At 58.2% G+C, this 25,165-nt stretch carries 15 protein-coding genes, 2 tRNA genes, 2 rRNA genes and 3 pseudogenes; 12 read left to right on the top strand and 10 right to left on the bottom strand.

What is annotated here, in order from left to right; genetic code table 11:
* Window positions 1–153 precede the first annotated feature (153 nt).
* From GKC70_RS15410 to GKC70_RS15390, 5 genes and pseudogenes are all read left to right on the top strand, one after another.
* Entirely contained in the window at window positions 154–3,621 is a 3,468-nt protein-coding gene (locus GKC70_RS15410; RefSeq protein WP_342649192.1) for a response regulator, read from the top strand.
* Complete coding sequence (locus GKC70_RS15405) at window positions 3,618–4,439, top strand: protein-glutamate O-methyltransferase CheR (protein WP_342649191.1); 822 nt, start codon at window positions 3,618–3,620, stop codon at window positions 4,437–4,439. The genes GKC70_RS15410 and GKC70_RS15405 overlap by 4 nt, the downstream gene beginning before the upstream one ends.
* Window positions 4,436–5,011, top strand: coding sequence for a chemotaxis protein CheB (locus GKC70_RS15400; RefSeq protein WP_342649190.1), 576 nt, complete (start codon window positions 4,436–4,438; stop codon window positions 5,009–5,011). Before GKC70_RS15405 ends, GKC70_RS15400 begins: the two co-directional genes overlap by 4 nt.
* Window positions 5,005–6,230 (top strand): annotated as a pseudogene (locus GKC70_RS15395) (hybrid sensor histidine kinase/response regulator). Before GKC70_RS15400 ends, GKC70_RS15395 begins: the two are co-directional and overlap by 7 nt.
* Window positions 6,231–6,274: 44 nt before the next feature.
* The gene (locus GKC70_RS15390) at window positions 6,275–6,652 is read left to right on the top strand and encodes a response regulator (RefSeq protein WP_029612722.1); all 378 of its coding nucleotides are present in this window, start codon (window positions 6,275–6,277) and stop codon (window positions 6,650–6,652) included.
* A gap of 74 nt (window positions 6,653–6,726) precedes the next feature.
* Here GKC70_RS15390 and GKC70_RS15385 read toward each other — a convergent pair whose 3' ends face one another.
* The 7 genes and pseudogenes from GKC70_RS15385 to GKC70_RS15355 all read right to left on the bottom strand — a co-directional run bounded on the left by GKC70_RS15385 (window position 6,727) and on the right by GKC70_RS15355 (window position 13,881).
* Window positions 6,727–7,092 carry a Na+/H+ antiporter subunit G gene (locus tag GKC70_RS15385; RefSeq protein WP_342649189.1) on the bottom strand — a complete coding sequence of 122 codons (366 nt, stop codon included), beginning with the start codon at window positions 7,090–7,092 and terminating at the stop codon, window positions 6,727–6,729.
* A complete protein-coding gene (locus tag GKC70_RS15380) occupies window positions 7,089–7,367 on the bottom strand; it encodes a K+/H+ antiporter subunit F (protein ID WP_029612720.1) in 279 nt (92 codons plus the stop codon). Before GKC70_RS15380 ends, GKC70_RS15385 begins: the two co-directional genes overlap by 4 nt.
* Window positions 7,364–7,851: pseudogene (locus GKC70_RS15375) on the bottom strand (Na+/H+ antiporter subunit E). The gene GKC70_RS15380 and the pseudogene GKC70_RS15375 overlap by 4 nt, the downstream one beginning before the upstream one ends.
* Window positions 7,848–9,523 (bottom strand): annotated as a pseudogene (locus GKC70_RS15370) (monovalent cation/H+ antiporter subunit D). The pseudogenes GKC70_RS15375 and GKC70_RS15370 overlap by 4 nt, the downstream one beginning before the upstream one ends.
* Window positions 9,520–9,864 (bottom strand): Na+/H+ antiporter subunit C, encoded by a 345-nt coding sequence (locus GKC70_RS15365; RefSeq protein ID WP_029612715.1) that lies wholly within the window; start codon window positions 9,862–9,864, stop codon window positions 9,520–9,522. The pseudogene GKC70_RS15370 and the gene GKC70_RS15365 overlap by 4 nt, the downstream one beginning before the upstream one ends.
* A complete protein-coding gene (locus tag GKC70_RS15360; RefSeq protein ID WP_342649188.1) occupies window positions 9,864–12,776 on the bottom strand; it encodes a monovalent cation/H+ antiporter subunit A in 2,913 nt (970 codons plus the stop codon). The genes GKC70_RS15365 and GKC70_RS15360 overlap by 1 nt, the downstream gene beginning before the upstream one ends.
* A 151-nt stretch (window positions 12,777–12,927) precedes the next feature.
* Window positions 12,928–13,881 carry a DMT family transporter gene (locus GKC70_RS15355; protein WP_342649187.1) on the bottom strand — a complete coding sequence of 318 codons (954 nt, stop codon included), beginning with the start codon at window positions 13,879–13,881 and terminating at the stop codon, window positions 12,928–12,930.
* Between the two features lie 83 nt (window positions 13,882–13,964).
* Here GKC70_RS15355 and GKC70_RS15350 point away from each other — a divergent pair, with 83 nt between their 5' ends.
* Window positions 13,965–14,528, top strand: a complete 564-nt coding sequence (locus GKC70_RS15350; protein ID WP_342649186.1) for a helix-turn-helix domain-containing protein — start codon at window positions 13,965–13,967, stop codon at window positions 14,526–14,528.
* Between the two features lie 10 nt (window positions 14,529–14,538).
* Here GKC70_RS15350 and GKC70_RS15345 read toward each other — a convergent pair whose 3' ends face one another.
* Window positions 14,539–15,090 carry a cysteine hydrolase family protein gene (locus GKC70_RS15345; protein WP_342649185.1) on the bottom strand — a complete coding sequence of 184 codons (552 nt, stop codon included), beginning with the start codon at window positions 15,088–15,090 and terminating at the stop codon, window positions 14,539–14,541.
* An 84-nt stretch (window positions 15,091–15,174) separates the two neighbouring features.
* Between GKC70_RS15345 and GKC70_RS15340 the strand changes: the two genes are divergently transcribed.
* Together GKC70_RS15340 and GKC70_RS15335 are read left to right on the top strand one after the other, a co-directional pair.
* Window positions 15,175–16,158, top strand: coding sequence for a helix-turn-helix domain-containing protein (locus GKC70_RS15340; protein ID WP_342651535.1), 984 nt, complete (start codon window positions 15,175–15,177; stop codon window positions 16,156–16,158).
* A 119-nt stretch (window positions 16,159–16,277) separates the two neighbouring features.
* Window positions 16,278–18,086, top strand: coding sequence for an aminopeptidase P family protein (locus GKC70_RS15335; protein WP_342649184.1), 1,809 nt, complete (start codon window positions 16,278–16,280; stop codon window positions 18,084–18,086).
* A 36-nt stretch (window positions 18,087–18,122) separates the two neighbouring features.
* Here the strand turns inward: GKC70_RS15335 and GKC70_RS15330 are convergent, their stop codons facing one another.
* Both GKC70_RS15330 and rhtA read right to left on the bottom strand, forming a co-directional pair.
* On the bottom strand, window positions 18,123–18,404 hold the full coding sequence (locus tag GKC70_RS15330; RefSeq protein WP_029612706.1) for a hypothetical protein: 282 nt from the start codon (window positions 18,402–18,404) through the stop codon (window positions 18,123–18,125).
* Window positions 18,405–18,587: 183 nt separating this feature from the next.
* Window positions 18,588–19,475: a threonine/homoserine exporter RhtA gene (gene rhtA / locus GKC70_RS15325; RefSeq protein WP_342651534.1), complete on the bottom strand. Its 888-nt coding sequence runs from the start codon at window positions 19,473–19,475 to the stop codon at window positions 18,588–18,590.
* 669 nt (window positions 19,476–20,144) lie between these two features.
* Between rhtA and GKC70_RS15320 the strand changes: the two genes are divergently transcribed.
* From GKC70_RS15320 to GKC70_RS15305, 4 genes are all read left to right on the top strand, one after another.
* Window positions 20,145–21,681, top strand: a 16S ribosomal RNA gene (locus GKC70_RS15320).
* Between the two features lie 86 nt (window positions 21,682–21,767).
* Window positions 21,768–21,844, top strand: a tRNA-Ile gene (locus GKC70_RS15315).
* Window positions 21,845–21,881: 37 nt separating this feature from the next.
* Window positions 21,882–21,957, top strand: a tRNA-Ala gene (locus GKC70_RS15310).
* Window positions 21,958–22,211: 254 nt separating this feature from the next.
* A 23S ribosomal RNA gene (locus GKC70_RS15305) occupies window positions 22,212–25,103 on the top strand.
* Together the 16S and 23S rRNA genes with 2 tRNA genes alongside form the textbook arrangement of a ribosomal RNA operon.
* The last annotated feature ends 62 nt before the right edge of the window (window positions 25,104–25,165 follow it).

Raw genomic sequence — 25,165 nt, 5'->3', positions numbered from 1 at the left:
TTACCTTCAAATACTGGCTAAACGCCCCGATCCAGTAACGCTGAAAGTGCTTAGTGATCGTGGCAGCACTGGACGCAAAGGTCAGCGACGGCCGCCGTGCTAGCAGTGTCGTCCTTCTACTCTTCAATGGATTCTTCGTTCGGGCGTTATCAGATGATTCAAGCAGCCTCCATGGATCAACGCAGCTTCCGCAGACTGCTGAGCCGCAATATCGGCCTGCCGTTAGGTGTCGGGCTGCTGGGCGCCGTGGCCTTCGTCGCGGTAATCAACTACCTGCTATCGGCCATGCAGTGGGTGGAGCACACCGACCGGGTGATCGGTAATGCCAATGAAACGGTCAAGCTTTCGATCGACATGGAAACCGGGATGCGCGGCTTCCTGATTACGGGTGATGAGCGTTTTCTCGATCCCTACGAGGTGGCCAAGCCGCAGATTTTCGGCAGCCTGGAGAATCTGCGCGACATGGTCGGTGACAATCTCCCGCAGGTTGATCGCATCAATCGCCTGACGGGCCTGCAACGCGCCTGGAACGATTTCGGCAGCGAACTGATCACCCTGCGCCGCCAGAACGGTGACTTTCAGGGGGCGATCGGTGGCGGTCGCGGCAAGCGAATCACTGACCAGATCCGCAAGGAATTCGAAGACTTCATCGCAACCGAGCAGCAACTGCGCCAGGCCCGTACCGAGCAGGTCAGCACCGTCACAGTCACGGCCATCACCGCGTTCGTACTGTTCATCGTTGGCCTCAGCGGGTTGCTGGCCTATCTCGGGCGCCGCGATCTGCTGGCGCTGTCCGACAGCTATGTTGGCAACCTCAAGGCTCAACAGCGTGCCGCCGAGCGTTTGGAGCACCAGGCGTGGCTACGTAACGGGCAACAGCAATTGTCGCAGCAAGTGCTGGGTCAGCTGACGCTGACGGCGCTGGGCGACAACGTCCTGCGCTTCTTCGCCAGCTACCTGGGGAGCGTGGTGGGCGCACTTTATGTGCGCGATGCCCATGGCCAATTGGTGCGCGTCGCTACCTATGGCCTGGATGCCGAGCAACAGAAACGTAGCCAGACCCTGGGAGAGCACGAAGGCCTTCTGGCGCAGAGCGTGCGTGAGCGGCGACTGATCCGGCTGGACGATCTGCCCGCAGACTACTATCGCCTGAGTTCCGGCCTGGGCAACGGCTTGCCGCGCAGTGCGCTGTTGATTCCTTCGAGCGATGAAGGTGAGGTCAATGGTGTGCTTGAGTTGGGCTTCCTGCGCCCGTTGCTGGACCGCGATGGCGAACTGCTCGAGCGCATTGCTGATAACTTGGGCATGTCCATCGAGAGCGCGCGCTATCGTCAGCGACTGCAAGAGGTGCTTGCCGAGACGCAGCAGTTGAACGAAGAGTTGCAGGTCCAGCAAGAGGAGCTCAAGACTGCCAACGAAGAGCTCGAGGAGCAGTCTCGTGTGCTCAAGGAATCCCAGGCCTACCTGGAGACCCAGCAGGCCGAACTGGAGCAGACCAACGAGCAACTGGCCGAGCGCACGGTGGCCTTGGACCGCAAGAACAGCGAACTCAACAGTGCCCAGCAGGAGCTGCAGGCCCGCGCCGAGGACCTGCAGCGTTCGAGCCGCTATAAGTCCGAGTTCCTCGCCAACATGTCTCATGAGCTGCGTACGCCGCTCAATAGCTCGCTGATCCTGGCCAAATTGCTGGCCGAGAACGGCGAAGGCAATCTTACCCAGGAGCAGATCAAATTCGCCGAGTCCATCTACTCGGCCGGCAACGATCTGCTCAACCTCATCAACGACATCCTCGATATCGCCAAGGTCGAGGCCGGCAAGCTTGAGGTGCGACCGGAGACCACCCAGGTGGTGCGCCTGGTCGAAGGCTTGCGCGGCATGTTCCAGCCGCTGGCCGACGACAAGCAACTGGGCTTCGAGGTGTCGCTCGAGTCGCAGGTGCCGAGCACGCTGTTCACCGACCGCCAGCGCCTGGAGCAGATTCTCAAGAACCTGTTGTCCAATGCCATCAAGTTCACCGATCGAGGTCAGGTCAGCCTGAGCATCAGCCATCGGCCTGACACGGGTATCGTTTTCACCGTCCGTGACAGTGGGATCGGCATTCCCGCCGATCAGCAGGAGGCCATCTTCGGTGCCTTCCACCAAGTCGATGGCACCAGTAATCGTCGCTTTGGCGGTACCGGCTTGGGGCTATCGATCTCGCGAGACCTTGCGCACCTTTTGGGTGGGCAGATCACGGTGCAGAGCAGTGACGGTCAGGGCAGCATCTTCAGTCTGACCATTCCTGAGCGCTATGAGTCGGCGGATGCGCAGGGAGAGGTTCAGAGCCCTCGACCGACACTCGATCGCCTGCCACCCATAGTGCGGGCCGCGCCGATGCGTCAGCCGACAGTGCTGACTCCGAGTTTCGCCGATGACCGTGCACAGGCGCCGTTCACGGGGCGCTGCATCCTGGTGATCGAGGACGAGCCCAATTTTGCCCGTATTCTCTACGATCTGGCTCACGAGCTGGGCTACAACTGTCTGGTCGCCCATGCTGCCGACGACGGTTTCGCCCTGGCCGCCCAGTACTTGCCCGATGCCGTGTTGTTGGACATGCGTCTGCCCGACCACTCCGGATTGACCGTGCTGCAGCGTCTTAAAGAGCAGGCCAGTACCCGTCACATCCCTGTGCACATCATCTCGGTGGAAGATCGCGTCGAAGCAGCCATGCACATGGGTGCGGTGGGTTATGCGGTCAAGCCGACCAGCCGTGAAGAACTCAAGGAGGTCTTCGGGCGCCTCGAGGACAAACTCACGCAGAAGCTCAAGCGCATTCTGCTGGTGGAAGATGACGATCTTCAGCGTGAAAGCATTGCACGCCTGATCGGCGATGACGATATCGAGATCACCGCGGTGGCCATGGCTCAGGACGCGCTGGAGCTGCTGCGCGAAAACATCTACGACTGCATGATCATCGACCTCAAACTGCCCGACATGCTGGGCAACGAGTTGCTAAAGCGCATGACCGCCGATGACATCCGCAGCTTCCCGCCAGTGATCGTATATACGGGCCGTAACCTGACCCGCGAGGAAGAGACCGACCTACTCAAGTATTCGCGCTCGATCATCATCAAAGGCGCCCGCTCGCCGGAGCGTCTGCTCGATGAGGTGACGCTGTTCCTGCACAAGGTCGAGTCGCAGTTGTCCCATGAACGCCAGCGCATGCTCAAGACGGCTCGCAGCCGTGACAAGGTGTTCGAGGGGCGTAAAATCTTGCTGGTGGACGACGATGTACGCAACATCTTCGCCCTCACCAGTGCACTGGAGCACAAGGGCGCCATCGTCGAGATAGGCCGTAATGGTCGTGAAGCCCTCGAGCGGCTTGACCAGCATAGCGACATCGATCTGGTGTTGATGGATGTGATGATGCCGGAAATGGATGGCTATGAAGCCACCCGGTTGATCCGCCAGCAACCGCGTTGGCGCAAGCTGCCGATCATTGCGGTGACTGCCAAGGCCATGAAAGACGACCAGCACCGCTGCCTGCAGGCCGGCGCCAACGACTACCTGGCCAAGCCCATCGACTTGGACCGTTTGTTCTCCCTGATCCGCGTCTGGCTGCCGCAACTGGAGCGAATTTGATTAGCGAGCGCAACACCGACATCGAAATTCGCCTGCTGATCGAGGCCATCTACCTCAAATACAGCTACGACTTCAGGAATTACTCCGGTGCCTCGATCAAGCGCCGGATTCTTCATGCCTTGCGCCAGTTCGACTGCCGTACCGTTACGGCATTGCAGGAGCGCGTGTTGTACGATCCTGGCATGTTCATGCAGTTGCTGCAGTTCCTGACGATTCCGGTCAGCGAGATGTTTCGTGATCCTGGCCATTTCCTGGCGTTGCGCCATGAGGTGGTGCCATTGTTGCGAACCTGGGCGTCGCTGAAAATCTGGATCGCCGGGTGCAGCACGGGTGAGGAGGTCTATTCCATGGCGATCCTGCTGCGCGAGGAAGGGTTGCTGGAACGCACTATCATCTATGCCACCGACATCAATCCCAGCTCGCTGGAAAAAGCCAAGCAGGGTATCTATTCGATGCAAAGCCTGCGCGAATACGAAGAAAACTACCGCAAGGCCGGGGGGCGTCGCGACTTCTCCGACTACTACACGTCGGCCTACGGCAATGCCATCATGGACAGCAGCTTGCGAGACAATGTCACCTTTGCCGACCATAGCCTGGCTACCGACAGCGTATTTTCCGAAACCCAACTGGTGTCCTGCCGGAATGTGCTGATCTACTTCAACAAAGAGCTGCAGGACCGTGCGCTGGGTCTGTTCCACGAGTCGCTGTGCCACCGGGGGTTCCTGTTCCTTGGCAGCAAAGAGTCAGTTGACTTTTCGGCGTACGGTGATCGCTTCGAGCCTTTGGTACGGCCCGAGCGGATCTACCGAAAAGCATGAGGGGCGTTCGCGCGGTAGTGATCGGCGCCTCGGCGGGTGGCGTTGCGGCGCTATTCGAGGTGCTTGGCGCTCTGCCGATAGATTTTCAGCCGCCGGTGCTCTGCGTGTTGCATCTGCCGGCGGATCGTCACAGCCAGTTGGCCGAGGTGTTGCAGCGGCGCTTGCGTCGGTCCGTGCGTGAGGCCTGCGACAAGGAGCCCATCGAGGTGGGCGGCATCTACGTGGCAGGACCGGCCTATCATCTGTCGGTGGAACGTGACCTGAGCTTGTCGCTGAGCCAGGAGGCGCCGGTGCATTTCTCTCGGCCTGCAATCGATGTGTTGTTTCATTCGGCCGCCGATGCCTACGGCGAAGCTCTGCTTGGCGTGTTGCTCACCGGAGCCAACGAAGACGGCGCCGAGGGATTGGCCTATATCAAGAAATGCGGAGGTCGGACGCTGGTTCAGGATCCCCGCGAAGCACAGGTCGCGTTAATGCCCGAGGCTGCTCTGGCCCTGCATCGGCCCGATCATATTCTTTCTCTGAGCGGTATCGGGCAGTTGCTCGCCACCCTGGAAACCAGCACATGCTAAGCCACATCATCGCCAAACTGCTGATCGTCGACGATCTGCCGGAAAACCTGCTGGCCCTCGAGGCTCTTCTGCAAGGTGAGGATCGCGAGGTGCACCGCGCTCAGTCGGCCGAGCAGGCTCTTTCGCTGCTGCTCGAGCACGACTTCGCCCTGGCTATTCTCGATGTGCAGATGCCGGGTATGGACGGTTTCGAGTTGGCCGAGCTGATGCGCGGTATGGAGAAGACCAAGAACATCCCTATCGTATTCGTCAGTGCCGCCGGTCGCGAGTTGAACTACGCCTTCAAAGGCTATGAAAGCGGTGCGGTCGATTTCTTGCACAAACCGTTGGATACCCAGGCGGTTAAAAGCAAGGTGTCGGTCTTCGTCGATCTGTACAGGCAGCGCCAAGTGCTCGGCCGCCAGTTGCAAGCGCTGGAGCGCAGCCGTCAGGAGCAGGAGCAGTTGCTGGCGCAGTTGCAGGTGGCTCGCGGTGAGCTCGAGCGGGCAGTGCAAATGCGCGACGACTTCATGTCGATCGTTTCCCATGAAGTTCGCACGCCGCTCAATGGCCTGATTCTGGAAACGCAATTGCGCAAGATGCACTTGGCCCGAGGCAACTTGGCGGCATTCAGCGAGACGCACTTGCAGGCCATGGTGGAGCGTGATGAGCGGCAGATCAACAGCCTGATCCGCCTGATCGAAGACATGCTGGATGTTTCGCGGATCCGTACCGGCAAATTGTCGATCAGGCCACGCTCTGTGGACCTGGCCAAGCTGGTCGAGGGCTGGTCGAGCGCTTCGCTGCTCAGGCCGCAGCGTTGGACACCTCCATCGATTTGACCCGTTGCGAGCCCTTGCAGGGTGAGTGGGACGAATTCCGGATTGAGCAAGTGCTGGCCAATCTGTTGTCCAACGCTTTGCGTTATGGCGAACGGCGTCCAGTGCAGGTCAGAGTTTTCGAGCAATGTGGCATGGCTTGCGTGCAGGTTCAGGATCACGGCATCGGCATCAGCGCTGCTAACCAGCAGCGCATCTTTCATCAGTTCGAACGGGTATCCGCTCAGCAGGCCAGTGGTGGATTGGGCCTTGGGCTGTTCATTTCAGAACAGATTGTTCACGCCCATGGCGGGCGGATCCGGGTCGACAGCGAGGAGGGTAGGGGCTCCACATTCAGTATCCTGCTGCCACTGGCGACTGTCGGCCAACAAAGTGACCAGACCCAGGCAACCTCTGCGTGACCCTGGGGTCAGATAGCCAACTTTTTGAAATTCAAGGCATTGTCATGAGCGAAGACGCACAAGATGTAGTACTGGTAGTGGAAGATGAACCGCTGATCCGGATGATCCTGCGCGACTACCTGGCAGGGCAGGGCTACCACGTGCTGGTGGCGGAAGATGGGGCAGAAGCGTTCGCCATCCTGGCCAGCAAGCCACATCTGGACCTGATGGTCACCGATTTCCGCTTGCCGGGCGGCATTTCCGGTGTGGAGATCGCTGAGCCTGCGCTCAAACTGCGGCCGGATCTGAAAGTGATCTTCATCAGCGGCTACCCAGCCGAGATTCTTGAATCGGGCAGCCCTATTGCACGCAAGGCGCCGATTCTGGCGAAGCCTTTCGACCTTGATACCTTGCACGAGCAGATCCAGGCCTTGCTCAAGTGACGTGTCTGCAAGACTGTGACTGCAAAGGTTCAAGCAAAGTAGTCAGCTCATCAATGAGCATTGGGTATCCGTGCTCAGTGGCTGCGATTGCTGCCGCTGCTGACCTCTTCAGGCACCGCATCGCCCGCCATGCGCTTGCGGAACAATGCTGCCCGCGCCAGCAACAATGTCGTCACCGGCACGGTGATTGACAATAATACGGGGATTAACCACGCGTGCAGTACGGGCCCGTGCTTGAGCTCGGAGAAGTACAGGATCGATGCCAGGCTCACGCACCAGGCACCAAGAGTCGACGCCAGTGCCGGTGGGTGCATGCGTTGGAAATAGTCCTTGAGTCGCACCAGCCCGATTGCGCCGAGCAAGGCGAACAGACTGCCCGTCAGTAGCAGTGCGGCGGTGACCAACTCCAGCCAGAATGGCAACTCAACGGTCTGGATCATTCGATCACCTCCCCGCGTAGCAGAAACTTGGCCAAGGCGAATGACCCGACGAAGCCAAACAGTGCGATCAGCATGGCGCCTTCGAAGTAGGTGTCACTGCCATATCGGATGCCCAACACCAACATCATCAGCATCGCCAGGATGTACAGGTAGTCCAGCGCGAGCACCCGGTCCTGTGCCGAGGGGCCGCGAAACACCCTGATCAATGCGAGCGCCATGGCGATGACGAAGATGAACAGGCTGGCGAGGATGGCATTGGCAAGTAGGCCAGTCATTCGAAGATCTCCATCAGCGGGCGTTCGTAAGTGTGTTTGAAATGCGCGATGAAGGTGTCTTCGTCCTCAAGGTCAAACACATGTAGCAACAGCACGCTGCGGTCCAGGGCCAACTCCGACCAGACTGTTCCAGGAACCACCGTGGTTATCATCGACAAGGCGGCCAACCCGTGAGCATCGCGAAGTGCCAAAGGGATATGCACGAACGCCGAGCGAGGGGGTGGGTGCGCGCCCGTAGCACGCCCCAGGCCACCTGCAGGTTCGATGAAATCACGTCCAGGCCGACGCGAGCGATTAGGCGGATGACCGTCAAAGGGCGGCGCACGAGTGCATGCTGGGGGCGCAGCGGCGCCATTAGCAGGGGCGCAAGAATACCTAGCGCCGCAGCAAGCAGCAGATTACCGGGACTGATCGAAACGTTCAGGGCCAGCCACAGTACGAACAGCGACAGGGACAGCAGCGGGGCGGGGAACAGTCGCTTCATGGCTGCACCTGCGAGAGTGTGGTCGGGCCGGGCAGGGTGCGCGTCGACAAGACTGCCTGGATGTAGCTATCCGGGGCCTGCAGGCCAGCGGCGGTATCCTGCGTGTACCGCAGGAGGGGCTCGGCCTGGGCGCTGATTAGGATACACAAGCCCAGCAATAGCACGATCGGCATACATTCGTAGCGACGCAGCAGAGGAGAGGCCGGCTCTTCGGGTTTCCAGAACCGTTGGATGCCGACTCGGCCGAAGGCGATCAACGACGCCATCCCGGAGAGCAGGAGTGATGCCACCAGGCACCAGCCCGCCGCCGATAATGGCTGTTCTGGCGCAGCGCCAAGGCCCAGTGGGTTGAACAGCGCACTGATCAGATTGAGCTTTCCGATGAAGCCCGACAGTGGCGGCATACCAATGATCAGTAGCGCACAGGCGATAAAGCTCAGACCGAGGAAGGCCATGGTCCATGGGATGATCTGTCCGATGACGGCTTTCTGCTCATCGTCCAAGTTGATGCCCTTGGGCGGATGCAGAGACTCGAGCAGGGGGGGATGGCATCTTCCTCGTCATCCAGGGGCGCCTCATTGGCCGAGCGCGAACGCTCGATCAGTTCGGCGAGCAGGAACAAGGCGCACAGTGCGAGAGTGGAACTGACCAGATAGAACAACGCTGCGCCAGTGAGAACCGGCTGGCCGAAGCCGACCGCTGCCAACAGAGTGCCGGCCGAGACCAGAATGCTGAGTGCCGCCAAACGCTCCAGACGCTGCGCAGCCAGAATGGAGACCACTGCCACAGCCAGGGTTACCAATCCTCCATAGACCAGCCATTGCCCACCAAAGTGTGCCGAGGCGCCGGCCTGTTCGGAGAACAGCAGTGTCCACAAGCGCAGTAAGGCATACAGTCCAACCTTGGTCATGATAGCGAACAGCGCCGCTACCGGTGCGCTGGCCGAGGCATAGGCCGGCACCAGCCAGAAATTCAACGGCCAGACCCCGGCCTTGACCAAGAAGGCCATGGCCAAGATCGCAGCACCGGCGTGTAGCAGGCCGCGATCGGCCTCGGCCACAAGAGGAATTTTCAATGCCAGATCGGCCATGTTCAGCGTGCCGGTCACGCCGTAGAGCATGGCGGCCCCGACCAGGAACAGAGAAGAGGCGAACAAGTTTATGGCGACGTAATGCAGGCCGGCCTTGACTCGAGCCCTGCCCGAGCCATGCAGCAACAGGCCGTAGGACGCTGCCAACAGGACTTCGAAAAATACGAACAGGTTAAACAGGTCGGCCGTGAGGAAGGCGCCGTACAGCCCCATCAGTTGGATCTGGAACAGAGCGTGGAAGCTGGCCCCGGCACCATCCCAACGGGCACGCGCGAACAGCAGTGCACTGACGCCGATCACTCCGGTGAGCGTCAGCATCAGCGCCGATAAATGATCGACTACCAGTACGATGCCAAACGGCGCTGGCCAGTTGCCCGGCAGGTACACGCCGATGGATTCGGCCTGGCCCTGATTTCGCACCCACAGCAGCAGCGTGATGGCGACCCCCAGGCCGATCAAGCTGGACAGCAGGTTGAGCCGGCCCTTGAACTGGCGGTGTTTTTCGCCGATCAGCAGCATGATCGCGGCAGTCACCAACGGCAGTAGGATGGGGGCTACGATCAATTGATTCATCCCACTCATTCCCCACGCTCCCGGCCGTCGACGTGGTCGGTACCTGTGAGACCTCGCGAGGCCAGGAGCACCACCAGAAACAAGGCCGTCATGGCGAAACTGATGACGATGGCGGTCAGTACCAGGGCCTGTGGTAGCGGATCGGTGTAGTTCAGCAGATCCTGTGGCACGCCATCCTTGATGATCGGTTCCTTCCCGATGAACAGGCTGCCCATGCTGAAGATGAAAAGGTTCACGCCATAGGACAGCAAGCACAGGCCCATGATCACCTGATAGGTGCGTGGACGCAGTACCAGCCACACACCGGAGGCAGTCAGTACGCCGATTGCGACTGCGATGACTTCTTCCATCAGGCGGCTCCTGCTTGGCTGGATTTCTGGTTGCCCGGGCGGTAGGCGCGTACCGACTGGTGCGCCAGAGCAGTGAGGATCAGGAGGGTCGAGCCGACCACCACTGTGTACACGCCGACGTCGAAGAACAGGGCGCTGGCCACGTGGATATCTCCAAGCAAAGGCAGGTGCAGGTGCGCGGTGTGTGTGGTGAGGAATGGATAACCGAGGAACATGGCGCCGATACCGGTGAGAGTGGCGCACAGTAATCCGGTGCCCATCCACCGCAGTGGACGCAGGCTCATCTGCGCCTCGACCCACTGGGTGCCGGCCACCATGTACTGAAGAATGAAGGCCACGGACATCACCAAACCAGCGACGAAGCCTCCTCCGGGTTGGTTGTGACCGCGCATGAACAGGTACATCGACACCAGGAGGGCGATGGGCAGCAGTAATCGCACCAGCACTGCCGGGACCATCATGAAGCCCAGCGCGGTATCGGCAACCTGTCGCGGATTCACCAGGTCGGTGACCAGGTCCGGGGCCAGGTGGCGCTGCTGTGCTGGCAGTTGCATGCTTTCTTTTGGCGGGCGGAAGCGACGCAGCAGGGCGAAGACAGTCAGCGCGACGGCCACCAGTACGGTGATTTCGCCGAGGGTGTCGAAACCGCGGAAATCGACCAGCATCACATTGACGACATTGGTGCCTCCGCCTTCTGGCAAGGCGCGACTGAGGTAGAACGAAGAAATGTTATTGGGGGTGGCACGCGTCAGCATTGCATACGACAGCAGCGCCATGCCGCCACCGACCAGGATCGCCAGCAGCAGATCGCGCAGACGTCGTACCCGCGCCCGCTCGCGGCTGCCGGGCAGTGGCGTGACGCCTTCGATCCTGCGTGGTAACCAGCGCAGGCCTAGCAGAATCAGAACGGTGGTCACGACTTCGACCACCAATTGGGTGAGCGCCAGGTCGGGTGCCGAGAACCAGACGAAGGTGATACAGGTCATCAGTCCGCACACGCTGACCATGATCAGTGCGGCCAGCCTGTGGTACTTGGCCTGCCAGGCGGCGCCGATCGCGCAGGCGATCGCGATCAGCCACATCACTACGAATACGCCGGAACCCGGGATCTTCGGCCGGTCGCCCCAGCTGATGCCGCTATAGAGCATCGGTGATAGACCGGCAATGAACGCGGCTGTCACCAGCATGAACAGTTGTGTCTGCAGGCGGCGACTGGTCAACAGGGCCTCGGCGCGTCGGGCGATCAGCATCAGGCGTACCAGGCCATGTTCGAACAGGCGCTTGCCGTTGAAGCGTTCGATCAGCGGCGGGTAAGGGAAGCGGCCCCGGCGCAGTTGCTTACGCAGCAGCAGGTACAGCACCACACCGCCACACATGGCGATCAGGCTCATGATCATCGGTGCGTTCCAGCCATGCCAGATTGCCAAGCTGTACTCTGGCAGCGTTCCGCCCACCACCGGCAGCGCCGCAGCAGCCAGTAACGGGCCGACAGATTGGGCGGGAAAGATGCCGACTACCAGGCAGGTCAGCACCAACAGTTCGACCGGTGCACGCATCCAGCGTGGCGGCTCGTGCGGGGTATGTGGCAGGTCCTGCGCAGTGGGTCCGAAGAAAACGTCGACGGTGAAGCGCAACGCATAGGCCACACTGAAGGTTCCGGCCAGAGTCGCGATCACTGGCAAGGCTATTTCGACCCAGGCTGATGAGGTGATGAACACGGTTTCAGCGAAGAACATTTCCTTGGAAATGAAGCCGTTCATCAGCGGCACGCCTGCCATGGATGCGCTGGCGACCATGGCCAGAGTGGCAGTGTACGGCACCAGGCGGATCAAACCGCTGAGGCGTCGAATGTCTCGGGTGCCGCTTTCATGGTCGATGATGCCAGCGGCCATGAACAGCGATGCCTTGAAGGTGGCGTGATTGAGTATATGGAAGACCGCTGCTACCGCTGCCAGCGGGCTGTTCAGTCCCAATAGCAAGGTGATCAGACCCAGGTGGCTGATGGTCGAATAGGCCAGCAAACCCTTGAGATCGTTCTGAAACATGGCGGCGAATGCACCGAGTAACAAAGTGCAGGCACCGGCACCGCCGACGATCCAGAACCATTCCTCGGTGCCTGCCAGTGTTGGCCAAAGCCGAGCCATCAGGAACACTCCTGCCTTGACCATGGTCGCGGAGTGCAGGTAGGCCGAAACTGGCGTGGGCGCAGCCATTGCGTGCGGCAGCCAGAACTGGAAGGGGAATTGCGCACTCTTGCTCAAGGCGCCCAGGAGGATCAACGGTAGCAGCACCGGATAGAGCGCATGCTGGCGCACGGCATCGCCGGCGGCCAGTACCTTGTCCAGGTCGTAGCTGCCGACCACATGTCCGAGCAATAGCGCCCCGACCAGCAGGCAGAGCCCGCCTGCGCCGGTGACCATCAACGCCATGTAGGCGCCACGGCGGGCGTCGGCGCGGTGGTGCCAGTAGCCAATCAGCAGGAAGGAGAACAGGCTGGTGAGCTCCCAGAAGAACACCAGTTGAATAAGGTTGCCGGAAATGACCAAGCCGAGCATGGCACCCATGAAGGCCAGGAAGAAGGCAAAGAAGCGTGGCACCGGATCCTGGGGCGACATGTAGTAGCGCGCATACAGAGACACCAGGGTGCCGATGCCCAGCACCAGCAGCGAAAACAGCCAGGCAAAGCCGTCCATGCGCAGCACCAGGTTCAAGCCCAGGCTCGGCAACCACAGAAATTCTTCGCGAATCACGCCGCCATGCGCGACCTGCGGATACAGCAGCGCCACCTGGACAGTGCCGACCAGGGCTACGAGTCCGGCAAGGATAGACTCGGCATTACGCGCATTGTGCGGCAGGACGGCTGCCAGGCAACTGCCGATGAACGGCAGAAGCAATAGCACTATCAATGACATAGCGTTCTAATCTGCGAAGGTTGGTCAAGGATCATACGTGTGCAGGTGGTTGATCACCAACACGCAAGCTGTGGCAGAATCCTACAAAAGCGTGGTGACAAGCAGTTTTTTTATAACAGTTTTTTTCAGAGCATAGCCGTTGGGCGAGAGTTCAACGCCCGCTCTCGCCTGCATTGTTCGGTGAGAGCGCCGAGGTATCGTCCGGCACGGTGCCCCTGCGCCGGACCTTCAGTTCGCTGATAACGACCGCTGTCACGATCAATGCGCCACCCAATAGCGCCAAGCCCGGTAGGCGTTCCCCGGCAAGACGACCGACAATCCCTGCCCAGACCGGCTCGCCGGCGTAGATCAAGGTAGCCCGGGTGGGCGATACCGACTTCTGCGCCCAATTCATCGCGACTTGGATGACTGCACTCATGGCGCCCAGGCCAACGGCGCTGATAAGCAGTAGCCAGGAGAAATCAGGCAAGCGCTCCTGAGTCGGTATAGTCATCAGAAATGACAGCACAGAAGCGGTCGCCAGTTGCACCACGGTCACTCGGCGCACGTCCACCTTACCGGCATAGCGGCTGATCAGGATGATTTCACCGGCGATCGCCACAGCGCTGATCAGCGTCACCAGTTCACCTTCGCTCATGTGCAAAGTGCCGCCCTCAGGGCCTGCCAACAACATCAGGCCAACGAAGGCCAGGGCAATTCCGAGGCTGGGCATCAAGCCAGGCCGCCGCCCCAGTACCAGCCACTGCAGCAAGGGCACGAAAGGCACGTATAGCGCGGTGATGAAGGCTGACTGACTGCTGCTGATGCTTTGCAGGCCCATGGTCTGAAGCCCGTAACCGAGCATGATCGAGGCGCCAATCACTGCCCCGGCTTTCAATTCGGTGAATGTCAGTCCTGGCAATGCGCGCATCGAGACCAGTCCGACGAACAGCGCCGCTGCGGCAAACCGCAGTCCGACGAAGTACATCGGCCCACTGACGCTCATGACGTTGTGGACGATCAGGAAGGTTCCGCCCCACAGCATGGTAATGAACACCAGCACCATCTCGGCTTTGCTTAGACGGAAATAGAGGGAAGGCCGTGGACGGCAGTTGGGCTGGCTCATGATCTTGCGCACTCGTGGAGGGCGGCGCACAATCGCCGCAAAGTGCGCAGTATACTGCGCACCCCCTTCTGGTGAGCAATATAGTGCACAGAGATTCTTCCCATCGCGCTTCGGTGTTGCAATACGTCAGCCAGAACATCCGCCGCTTGCGCACTGAACAACGCTATAGCCAGACTCTTTTGGCAGAGCGCTCGGGCGTCAGCCGACGGATGCTAGTGGCCATTGAAGCTGGCGAAAAGAATGTGAGCTTGACCACCCTTGACCTGATCGCCGAAGCCTTGGGCGTAGCGTTCAGTACGCTTATCCAGGCGCCGGAACAGCGTGATTCGGCACGCATCAACCAACTGGCCTGGGCTGGGCAGCACCCCGAGAGTCGTGCTGTGTTGCTGGGTAGCAGTTCGGCACGGCGTGAAGTGGAATTGTGGGAGTGGACCCTGGGGCCAGGCGAGCACTATGCCAGTGAGGCCGATGCTGAAGGCTGGAGTGAGCAGATCTATGTCTGCTCAGGTTGCCTGACCGTGGTGATCGAGGGGGGCGAAGTGCGCCTGCAAGCAGGCGACTTCTACATCTTCCAAAGCAATTGCCGTTATGCCTACCGTAACGACGGCGACCAACCCACTCGCTTCGTGCGCAACGTAGTGACTTGAGCGCAGTGCTTCATGCCTCGGCGAGCAGTGAGGCGGTGTCTTGTACGCGAGCGAACGCAAATGCCAGGGCGGCCATGGCTGCGCCATGCACTTGCTCAGCCGGTATGCTGTGCTCGGCGAAGGTAAGTCCCAGTGTTGCGCAGGCGTCGTGTGCCACTGTCACTTGGTATCCATGGTCTGCTGCGGCGCGGGTGGCCGAGTCGATGCACATATGGCTCATGGCTCCGACAATGGTTATCGTCTCTACGGCCTGCTCATCCAGCACTTTCTTGAGCTCAGTGTCACGAAAGGCGTTGACCTGATGCTTGAGCACTACCACCTCATCGGCGGTGGGTAGCACCTTTACATGGATTTGCGCGCCGTGCGATCCAGGCGCGAAGAACGGCGCGTCAGCCGACCCGAACTCGTGGCGTACATGCACCACCAGGTCACCGCGTTCGCGAGCCTTGGCCAGCAGGCGCGCCGCGTTGTCGGCCGCCGCTTCGATGCCGTCCAAGGTCCATTTTCCGCCGGGGAAGTAATCGTTCTGGATATCGATGAGAATAAGGGCCTCTTTAGCCATGTCGGGAGTCTCCGGTGAGGTGTGCTGAGAGTGCGATGAGGTTAGCCCGATATGGAGCCGGCCGGGATTGGCGCGACCGACAGATTGAAGGCAAAAACTGACATGAGGTCTGAAGTGGAAGTAGGCGTGTTGATCTACCCGGATGTGCAGATCGCGGCGGTACACGGCTTGACGGATCTGTTCGCAGTCGCCAACAGGGTGGCTGGAGAGATGAGCAATATTCAGTTGTCGAGGATCCGCGTCACTCACTGGCAGCTCGATGGCTTCGGCAGATTGGCCCCTGTGTATGACAGTCACCCGGGAGCGGTCCATGCGCTCAACGTGTTGGTGATCCCGCCCAGTCTTGGTGGCGCGCCTCCCTCGGAGCTGCTTGAGCGTCATTGTCCGCACCTGTGTGACTGGCACGGACGCGGTGCGGTGCTGGCCTCAGTCTGCATTGGTGTGTTCTTCCTCGCCGCCAGCGGGGTGCTGGATCGGCGTCCGGCGAGCACTCACCAAAACTACGTGCACGCTTTGCTCGAGCGCTACCCCGAGGTCCGCGCTGACGCCAATGTGCCCCTATTGGACGACGGCGACGTCGTGACCTCGGCGGGCTTGATGGCTTGGACCGGGCTGGGACTGCGATTGCTCGAGCGTTTTCTTGGCGCCACGCTCGCCTTTGAGACTGCCCGCTACCTTTCGCTGGAGCCGCTGCCAAGCGCAGTCTCGGGAGCACTGTTCGTCCCTCGCCTGGACCATGGTGATGAGGCTGTGCTCAAAGTGCAGCATTGGTTGCAGGGCGGTGCGGTGCAACACGCAAGTGTGAGCAGCATGGCGGCATGCGCCGGTTTGGAGGAGCGCACCTTCCTTCGCCGGTTCCGTGCTGCAACTGGATTGCGTCCTACTCATTATTGTCAGCAGATCCGGGTGGGGCGTGCTTGTCGCTTGTTGGAGTTTACTAGGCGTAACGTGGACCAGATCGCCTGGGAGGTGGGATACCAGGATCCTGGCGCGTTTCGCAAGGTGTTCCAGGCCGCCACAGGTTTTACACCCAGTGACTATCGACGACGTTTCGCCCTGACCGTTTGATCGAGCCGCGCTGGCATAACTGACGGCAGCACCGGCATCTGGCTCCGATTGCAGGACATGGCCTGCTGTTCCATTATCCAGCGTCTGAAACCGTCGACGATATTGCCGCAGGAGAGTGCATGAGCCGTTCCCCAACCCCCCAGGATTCCGTTCCTTCGCGTCTGGCACGTGTTCGTCAGGTGCTGGCCAGAGAAGGCGTCGATGCCTTGTTGGTGCCTTCTGCCGATCCTCATTTGTCGGAGTACCTGCCTGAGCATTGGCAAGGCCGTCAGTGGCTTTCTGGATTTCAGGGGTCTGTGGGAACGCTGGTGGTCACGGCGGAGTTCGCCGGTCTATGGGTCGATAGCCGCTATTGGGAACAAGCCGCAGTGGAGCTGTCAGGCAGTGGCATCGAACTGATGAAGCTGCAGGGAGGTGGGCCCGGCGCACTCGATTGGCTGGGTGCGCATACCGTCAGTGGCGGGGTGGTTGCAGTCGATGGTGCGGTGATGTCCCTGACCTCCGCCCGTCAACTGGAAGAGCGTCTGAAAGTACGTCACGCGAAATTGCTCACCCATCTGGACGTGTTTGACGAGGTGTGGAGTGCGCGTCCGGCGTTACCTGGCAATCGTGTCTATGAACACTTGGCGCCCTATGCCACGCGTGCGCGCGCTGACAAACTCGCAGCGTTGCGCTGCACAATGGCCGAGAAGGATGCTGATTGGCATTTCATTGCCACCTTGGATGACATCGCCTGGCTGTTCAATCTGCGGGGTAGCGATGTCTCCTACAACCCGGTGTTTGTGGCGTTTGCCTTGATCGGTGGTGACCGAGCGACGCTTTTCGTTGCGCAGGAAAAAATCGATGCCAGCCTGCGTCAGGCACTCGCTGCCGATGGTGTCGAGGTGCAGGATTACAGTGAAATCCATCGGGCACTGGCCGCGATCGAAACTGATCACCGTCTTTTGTTTGATCCGTCACGTGTGACCTGTGGGCTTCTGGCGTCTGTCGATGAACGCGTTACGTGGATCGAGAGCCTCAACCCGACGACGTTGAGTAAGTCGCGCAAAAGCGAGGCCGAACTGATGCATATCCGTAAGGTAATGGAACAGGATGGTGCAGCCTTGTGCGAGTTCTTCGCCTGGTTCGAAATGACTCTGGGACAGGAGGTCATCACCGAGCTGTCGGTGGATGAGCACTTGAGTGCAGCGCGGGCGCGACGGCCTGACTTCGTCTCGTTGAGCTTCTCGACCATTGCTGCGTTCAATGCCAATGGCGCAATGCCGCACTATCGCGCGACTGCCCAGTCCCATGCGGTGATCGAGGGTGATGGCTTGCTGCTCATCGACTCGGGCGGACAGTACTTTGGGGGGACTACCGACATCACCCGCATGGTGCCGATCGGTACGCCCAGCGAGGCGCAGAAGACGGACTGTACGCGCGTGCTCAAAGGCATGATCGCACTATCACGCGCGAAGTTTCCGCGAGGGATTCTCTCGCCGATGCTCGACGCCATCGCCAGGGCACCGCTGTGGGTTGATCAAGTCGATTACGGGCATGGCACAGGGCATGGGGTAGGCTACTTCATGAATGTGCACGAGGGGCCGCAGGTGATTGCCTATCAAGCCTCCGCCAGTCCGCAGACAGCGATGCAGGAGGGCATGATCAGTTCCATCGAGCCGGGTACCTACAGGCCGGGTGAGTGGGGCGTACGGATCGAAAACCTGGTGGTCAATCGTGAAGCGGGGCGGAGTGTCTTCGGCGAATTTCTGGCGTTCGAGACGTTGACACTGTGCCCGATCGATACACGTTGCCTGATACCAGAGTTACTGGACGCTTCAGAACGGCATTGGCTCAATCAGTATCACCAGGCAGTGCGCCAGCGTCTTGCGCCTCTAGTTGAGGGTGATGCCCTTGCGTGGCTGGAGCGCCGGACCCAGCCTCTATGAGAGAGTTGAAAGAAGGGCAGCGAACGCTGCCCTTCTTTACTTGCAGATCACGATCATGCTGCGACTGGTATAGCCGGCCGGATTGATCCCGAACACATAATCGCCAGGCTCCTCCTCGCTGTCGCTGGAGCGAGCGATGACTTTGTACCCTTTGCTGCTGCATGAGGCTTGAGCGTTGGCGTAGCACTTATCCCAAGAAGAAGAGAGGCCCGAGCAATTGATGTGGATGCCTTTCTTTCCTCGTTTCACCTCGGTCTTGGCGGTAGCGGCGCACCCAGCAATGGCCACGATGGCCAGGATGAGAAAAATACGTTTCATTCCTGTCCTTATCAGGGCGTTTACAGGTGTAGGCCCTTTCAGTGGTGACTGCGTTCTTCCTTAAACTCCCTGCTTCCGTGCCCAGCTTAGTAGATCGTCTGAAAATGATGATTCTTCGACAGCTTAAACAGCCTGATAGGCTGGTACAAGGCTGAAGAAGGGCCAATGAAAGTATTTCTCAGATCAATCGACTGCAACAGGTGGAGGGTTCTCCTTGCGCATGGAAAGGGTTGCGCCCACGGAGGCCGTGATGATCGCCAGAATTGCGAGCCATTGTGTCAAGCTCAGCACTTCACCGAGAAATAGCAATCCGGACAGCGCCCCGAAGACCGGCTCAATGCTCATCAAGGTGCCGAAGGTGCGAGCTGGCATGCGGGTGAGTGCGACCATCTCCAGGCTGTAGGGTAGGGCGGTAGAAAGCACCGCCACGCCCAGGGCTATCGGAATTAGCCCAGGTGTCAGCAAGGCGCTGCCTGCGTGTGCAATCCCAATGGGGGCGATGAACAGGGCTGCGATCAACACGCCAAGGGCTGCGGTCTGGATACCATTTTCAGCGCCTGCGCGTTGCCCATATAAAATGTACAGCGCCCAGCACACGCCCGCCCCCAATGCGTACGCAGCGCCTGTGAGGTCCAAGGCAGCGTCAGTTTGTCCGGTCGGCATCAGCAAGAGCAGGCCGGCGATGGCCAACGCGATCCAGAGAAAATCGAGTGCGCGGCGCGAGGCGAAGATCGCTACCGCCAACGGTCCCGTGAATTCCAAGGCCACGGCGATGCCCAGCGGTACGCTACGCAGAGACATATAGAAGAGGAAGTTCATGCCGCCCAATGCCAACCCGTAAATGATGACGCTGCGCAGAGTGCGAGCGTTGAGCTTGGCGCGCCATGGGCGCAGCAGGGCTAGCATGATGATGCTGGCAAAGATCAGGCGCAATGCTGTAGTTCCTTGGGCACCTACGATTGGAAACATGCTTTTAGCCAGGGAGGCCCCTGACTGGATCGAGGCCATGGCGATTAGCAGCAGGCCGATGGGGAATAGCGTGGTGGCCAAGCTGCGGGAGGTATTGTTCATTGGGTAGGACAGTCCAGGAAGGAGGCGATTCAGTTGCGCACTATATTGCGCAATTGGTCGCTGGGTATGCAACTGGGTCATGGTTGGCTTATCGGTGAGGCTTGATTTATAGGGCGCAGGGGGCGGCGCTTGACGGCCTTGACTACCGTTGCACCAATCAACTATTTGAATTTATTTGAAATCAAGCCTTGACCGCTGTTCAGATCCCCTTATAATGCGCCCCACCTCCGCAGCAAACGGAACGCGAAACTCCTTGAGAATCAACGAGTTAATCGAGTTCGGTGCGGTGCGAAGGGCTTCGATCCTCGGGTTGAAAGCGGTGAAAAAGGCAGTTGACAGCATCGAATGGTGCTGTATGATTCGCCTCCCGCTACGAGAGATCGCAGCGAGTCAAGTGTTTGAAGCTAAACGAGTTTCTCGGAAAGAACTTCAAAATAAACGCTTGACACGAAGTAAGGCTGCTGTAGAATGCGCGGCCTCGGTTGAGACGAAGCGCTCTTAGCCAAACGCTCTTTAACAAATCGAATCAAGCAATTCGTGTGGGTGCTTGTGAGTATGGACTGATCGTCGCCTAGATTATCAGCATCACAAGTGGCCATGCGAGAAATCACATAGTCATTTGAGATTGCTGAGCCAAGTTTAGGGTTTCTTAAAAACCCAAGCAGTATTGAACTGAAGAGTTTGATCATGGCTCAGATTGAACGCTGGCGGCAGGCCTAACACATGCAAGTCGAGCGGATGAGAGGAGCTTGCTTCTCGATTCAGCGGCGGACGGGTGAGTAATGCCTAGGAATCTGCCTGGTAGTGGGGGACAACGTTTCGAAAGGAACGCTAATACCGCATACGTCCTACGGGAGAAAGCAGGGGACCTTCGGGCCTTGCGCTATCAGATGAGCCTAGGTCGGATTAGCTAGTTGGTGAGGTAATGGCTCACCAAGGCGACGATCCGTAACTGGTCTGAGAGGATGATCAGTCACACTGGAACTGAGACACGGTCCAGACTCCTACGGGAGGCAGCAGTGGGGAATATTGGACAATGGGCGAAAGCCTGATCCAGCCATGCCGCGTGTGTGAAGAAGGTCTTCGGATTGTAAAGCACTTTAAGTTGGGAGGAAGGGTTGTAGATTAATACTCTGCAATTTTGACGTTACCGACAGAATAAGCACCGGCTAACTCTGTGCCAGCAGCCGCGGTAATACAGAGGGTGCAAGCGTTAATCGGAATTACTGGGCGTAAAGCGCGCGTAGGTGGTTTGTTAAGTTGGATGTGAAAGCCCCGGGCTCAACCTGGGAACTGCATCCAAAACTGGCAAGCTAGAGTACGGTAGAGGGTGGTGGAATTTCCTGTGTAGCGGTGAAATGCGTAGATATAGGAAGGAACACCAGTGGCGAAGGCGACCACCTGGACTGATACTGACACTGAGGTGCGAAAGCGTGGGGAGCAAACAGGATTAGATACCCTGGTAGTCCACGCCGTAAACGATGTCAACTAGCCGTTGGAATCCTTGAGATTTTAGTGGCGCAGCTAACGCATTAAGTTGACCGCCTGGGGAGTACGGCCGCAAGGTTAAAACTCAAATGAATTGACGGGGGCCCGCACAAGCGGTGGAGCATGTGGTTTAATTCGAAGCAACGCGAAGAACCTTACCAGGCCTTGACATGCAGAGAACTTTCTAGAGATGGATTGGTGCCTTCGGGAACTCTGACACAGGTGCTGCATGGCTGTCGTCAGCTCGTGTCGTGAGATGTTGGGTTAAGTCCCGTAACGAGCGCAACCCTTGTCCTTAGTTACCAGCACGTTATGGTGGGCACTCTAAGGAGACTGCCGGTGACAAACCGGAGGAAGGTGGGGATGACGTCAAGTCATCATGGCCCTTACGGCCTGGGCTACACACGTGCTACAATGGTCGGTACAGAGGGTTGCCAAGCCGCGAGGTGGAGCTAATCTCACAAAACCGATCGTAGTCCGGATCGCAGTCTGCAACTCGACTGCGTGAAGTCGGAATCGCTAGTAATCGCGAATCAGAATGTCGCGGTGAATACGTTCCCGGGCCTTGTACACACCGCCCGTCACACCATGGGAGTGGGTTGCACCAGAAGTAGCTAGTCTAACCTTCGGGGGGACGGTTACCACGGTGTGATTCATGACTGGGGTGAAGTCGTAACAAGGTAGCCGTAGGGGAACCTGCGGCTGGATCACCTCCTTAATCGAAGACATCAGCCTGCTGATGAGCTCCCACACGAATTGCTTGATTCATTGTGAAAAGACGATGCTGTAACGCGACCCTGTTATAGGTCTGTAGCTCAGTTGGTTAGAGCGCACCCCTGATAAGGGTGAGGTCGGCAGTTCAAATCTGCCCAGACCTACCAATTACTTGGTGCGGCCTACGAGATGTAGCAGATACACGGGGCCATAGCTCAGCTGGGAGAGCGCCTGCCTTGCACGCAGGAGGTCAGCGGTTCGATCCCGCTTGGCTCCACCACCTTTGTACAGCACTGTTAGAACTCAGAAATGAGCATTCGCGCGTCGTGTTGACGCCGCGTTGGAATGTTGATTTCTGGCTTTTGCCAGATCGTTCTTTAAAAATTCGGATATGTGATAGATACAGACTGATGACCAGTTTCACTGCTGGACATCAGGCTGAGGTAAAATTTGTGAGTTCTGCTCGAAAGAGCGACGTGCGAATTTTCGGCGAATGTCGTCTTCACAGTATAACCAGATTGCTTGGGGTTATATGGTCAAGTGAAGAAGCGCATACGGTGGATGCCTTGGCAGTCAGAGGCGATGAAAGACGTGGTAGCCTGCGATAAGCTTTGGGGAGTCGGCAAACAGACTGTGATCCAGAGATCTCTGAATGGGGGAACCCACCTAGGATAACCTAGGTATCTTGTACTGAATCCATAGGTGCAAGAGGCGAACCAGGGGAACTGAAACATCTAAGTACCCTGAGGAATAGAAATCAACCGAGATTCCCTTAGTAGTGGCGAGCGAACGGGGACCAGCCCTTAAGTTGATTTGAGATTAGTGGAACGCTCTGGAAAGTGCGGCCATAGTGGGTGATAGCCCCGTACACGAAAGTCTCTTTTCAATGAAATCGAGTAGGACGGAGCACGAGAAACTTTGTCTGAACATGGGGGGACCATCCTCCAAGGCTAAATACTACTGACTGACCGATAGTGAACCAGTACCGTGAGGGAAAGGCGAAAAGAACCCCGGAGAGGGGAGTGAAATAGAACCTGAAACCGTATGCGTACAAGCAGTGGGAGCCTACTTTGTTAGGTGACTGCGTACCTTTTGTATAATGGGTCAGCGACTTATATTCAGTGGCGAGCTTAACCGAATAGGGGAGGCGTAGCGAAAGCGAGTCTTAATAGGGCGCTTAGTCGCTGGGTATAGACCCGAAACCGGGCGATCTATCCATGGGCAGGTTGAAGGTTAGGTAACACTGACTGGAGGACCGAACCGACTACCGTTGAAAAGTTAGCGGATGACCTGTGGATCGGAGTGAAAGGCTAATCAAGCTCGGAGATAGCTGGTTCTCCTCGAAAGCTATTTAGGTAGCGCCTCATGTATCACTGCTGGGGGTAGAGCACTGTTTCGGCTAGGGGGTCATCCCGACTTACCAAACCGATGCAAACTCCGAATACCAGCAAGTGCCGAGCATGGGAGACACACGGCGGGTGCTAACGTCCGTCGTGAAAAGGGAAACAACCCAGACCGTCAGCTAAGGTCCCAAAGTCATGGTTAAGTGGGAAACGATGTGGGAAGGCTTAGACAGCTAGGAGGTTGGCTTAGAAGCAGCCATCCTTTAAAGAAAGCGTAATAGCTCACTAGTCGAGTCGGCCTGCGCGGAAGATGTAACGGGGCTCAAACCATGCACCGAAGCTACGGGTATCACCTTTGGTGATGCGGTAGAGGAGCGTTCTGTAAGCCTGTGAAGGTGAGTTGAGAAGCTTGCTGGAGGTATCAGAAGTGCGAATGCTGACATGAGTAACGACAATGCGAGTGAAAAACTCGCACGCCGAAAGACCAAGGTTTCCTGCGCAACGTTAATCGACGCAGGGTTAGTCGGTCCCTAAGGCGAGGCTGAAAAGCGTAGTCGATGGAAAACAGGTTAATATTCCTGTACTTGCAGTTATTGCGATGGAGGGACGGAGAAGGCTAGGCCAGCCTGGCGTTGGTTGTCCAGGTTTAAGGTGGTAGGCTGAAATCTTAGGCAAATCCGGGATTTCAAGGCCGAGAGCTGATGACGAGTTGCCTTTAGGCGACGAAGTGGTTGATGCCATGCTTCCAAGAAAAGCTCCTAAGCTTCAGATAACTGGGAACCGTACCCCAAACCGACACAGGTGGTTAGGTAGAGAATACCAAGGCGCTTGAGAGAACTCGGGTGAAGGAACTAGGCAAAATGGCACCGTAACTTCGGGAGAAGGTGCGCCGGCGAGGGTGAAGGACTTGCTCCGTAAGCCCATGCCGGTCGAAGATACCAGGCCGCTGCGACTGTTTATTAAAAACACAGCACTCTGCAAACACGAAAGTGGACGTATAGGGTGTGACGCCTGCCCGGTGCCGGAAGGTTAATTGATGGGGTTAGCGCAAGCGAAGCTCTTGATCGAAGCCCCGGTAAACGGCGGCCGTAACTATAACGGTCCTAAGGTAGCGAAATTCCTTGTCGGGTAAGTTCCGACCTGCACGAATGGCGTAACGATGGCGGCGCTGTCTCCACCCGAGACTCAGTGAAATTGAAATCGCTGTGAAGATGCAGTGTATCCGCGGCTAGACGGAAAGACCCCGTGAACCTTTACTATAGCTTTGCACTGGACTTTGAGCTTGCTTGTGTAGGATAGGTGGGAGGCTTTGAAGTGGGGACGCCAGTTCTCATGGAGCCATCCTTGAAATACCACCCTGGCAACCTTGAGGTTCTAACTCAGGTCCGTAATCCGGATCGAGGACAGTGTATGGTGGGTAGTTTGACTGGGGCGGTCTCCTCCCAAAGAGTAACGGAGGAGTACGAAGGTGCGCTCAGACCGGTCGGAAATCGGTCGTAGAGTATAAAGGCAAAAGCGCGCTTGACTGCGAGACAGACACGTCGAGCAGGTACGAAAGTAGGTCTTAGTGATCCGGTGGTTCTGTATGGAAGGGCCATCGCTCAACGGATAAAAGGTACTCCGGGGATAACAGGCTGATACCGCCCAAGAGTTCATATCGACGGCGGTGTTTGGCACCTCGATGTCGGCTCATCACATCCTGGGGCTGAAGCCGGTCCCAAGGGTATGGCTGTTCGCCATTTAAAGTGGTACGCGAGCTGGGTTTAGAACGTCGTGAGACAGTTCGGTCCCTATCTGCCGTGGACGTTTGAGATTTGAGAGGGGCTGCTCCTAGTACGAGAGGACCGGAGTGGACGAACCTCTGGTGTTCCGGTTGTCACGCCAGTGGCATTGCCGGGTAGCTATGTTCGGAAGAGATAACCGCTGAAAGCATCTAAGCGGGAAACTTGCCTCAAGATGAGATCTCACTGGGATCTAGAATCCCCTGAAGGGCCGTCGAAGACTACGACGTTGATAGGTGGGGTGTGTAAGCGCTGTGAGGCGTTGAGCTAACCCATACTAATTGCCCGTGAGGCTTGACCATATAACACCCAAGCAATTTGAGCGTGAGCGCCGAATTGTGGTGGTGAAGACGAAAGAACCGAA

Origin of the sequence: Pseudomonas sp. REB1044 (assembly GCF_038813925.1) — a bacterium.
In the GTDB taxonomy this organism is placed as follows: domain Bacteria; phylum Pseudomonadota; class Gammaproteobacteria; order Pseudomonadales; family Pseudomonadaceae; genus Aquipseudomonas; species Aquipseudomonas boreofloridensis.
Note: the sequence above shows the minus strand (reverse complement) of the source record. Positions and strands in the feature narration are given on the sequence as shown.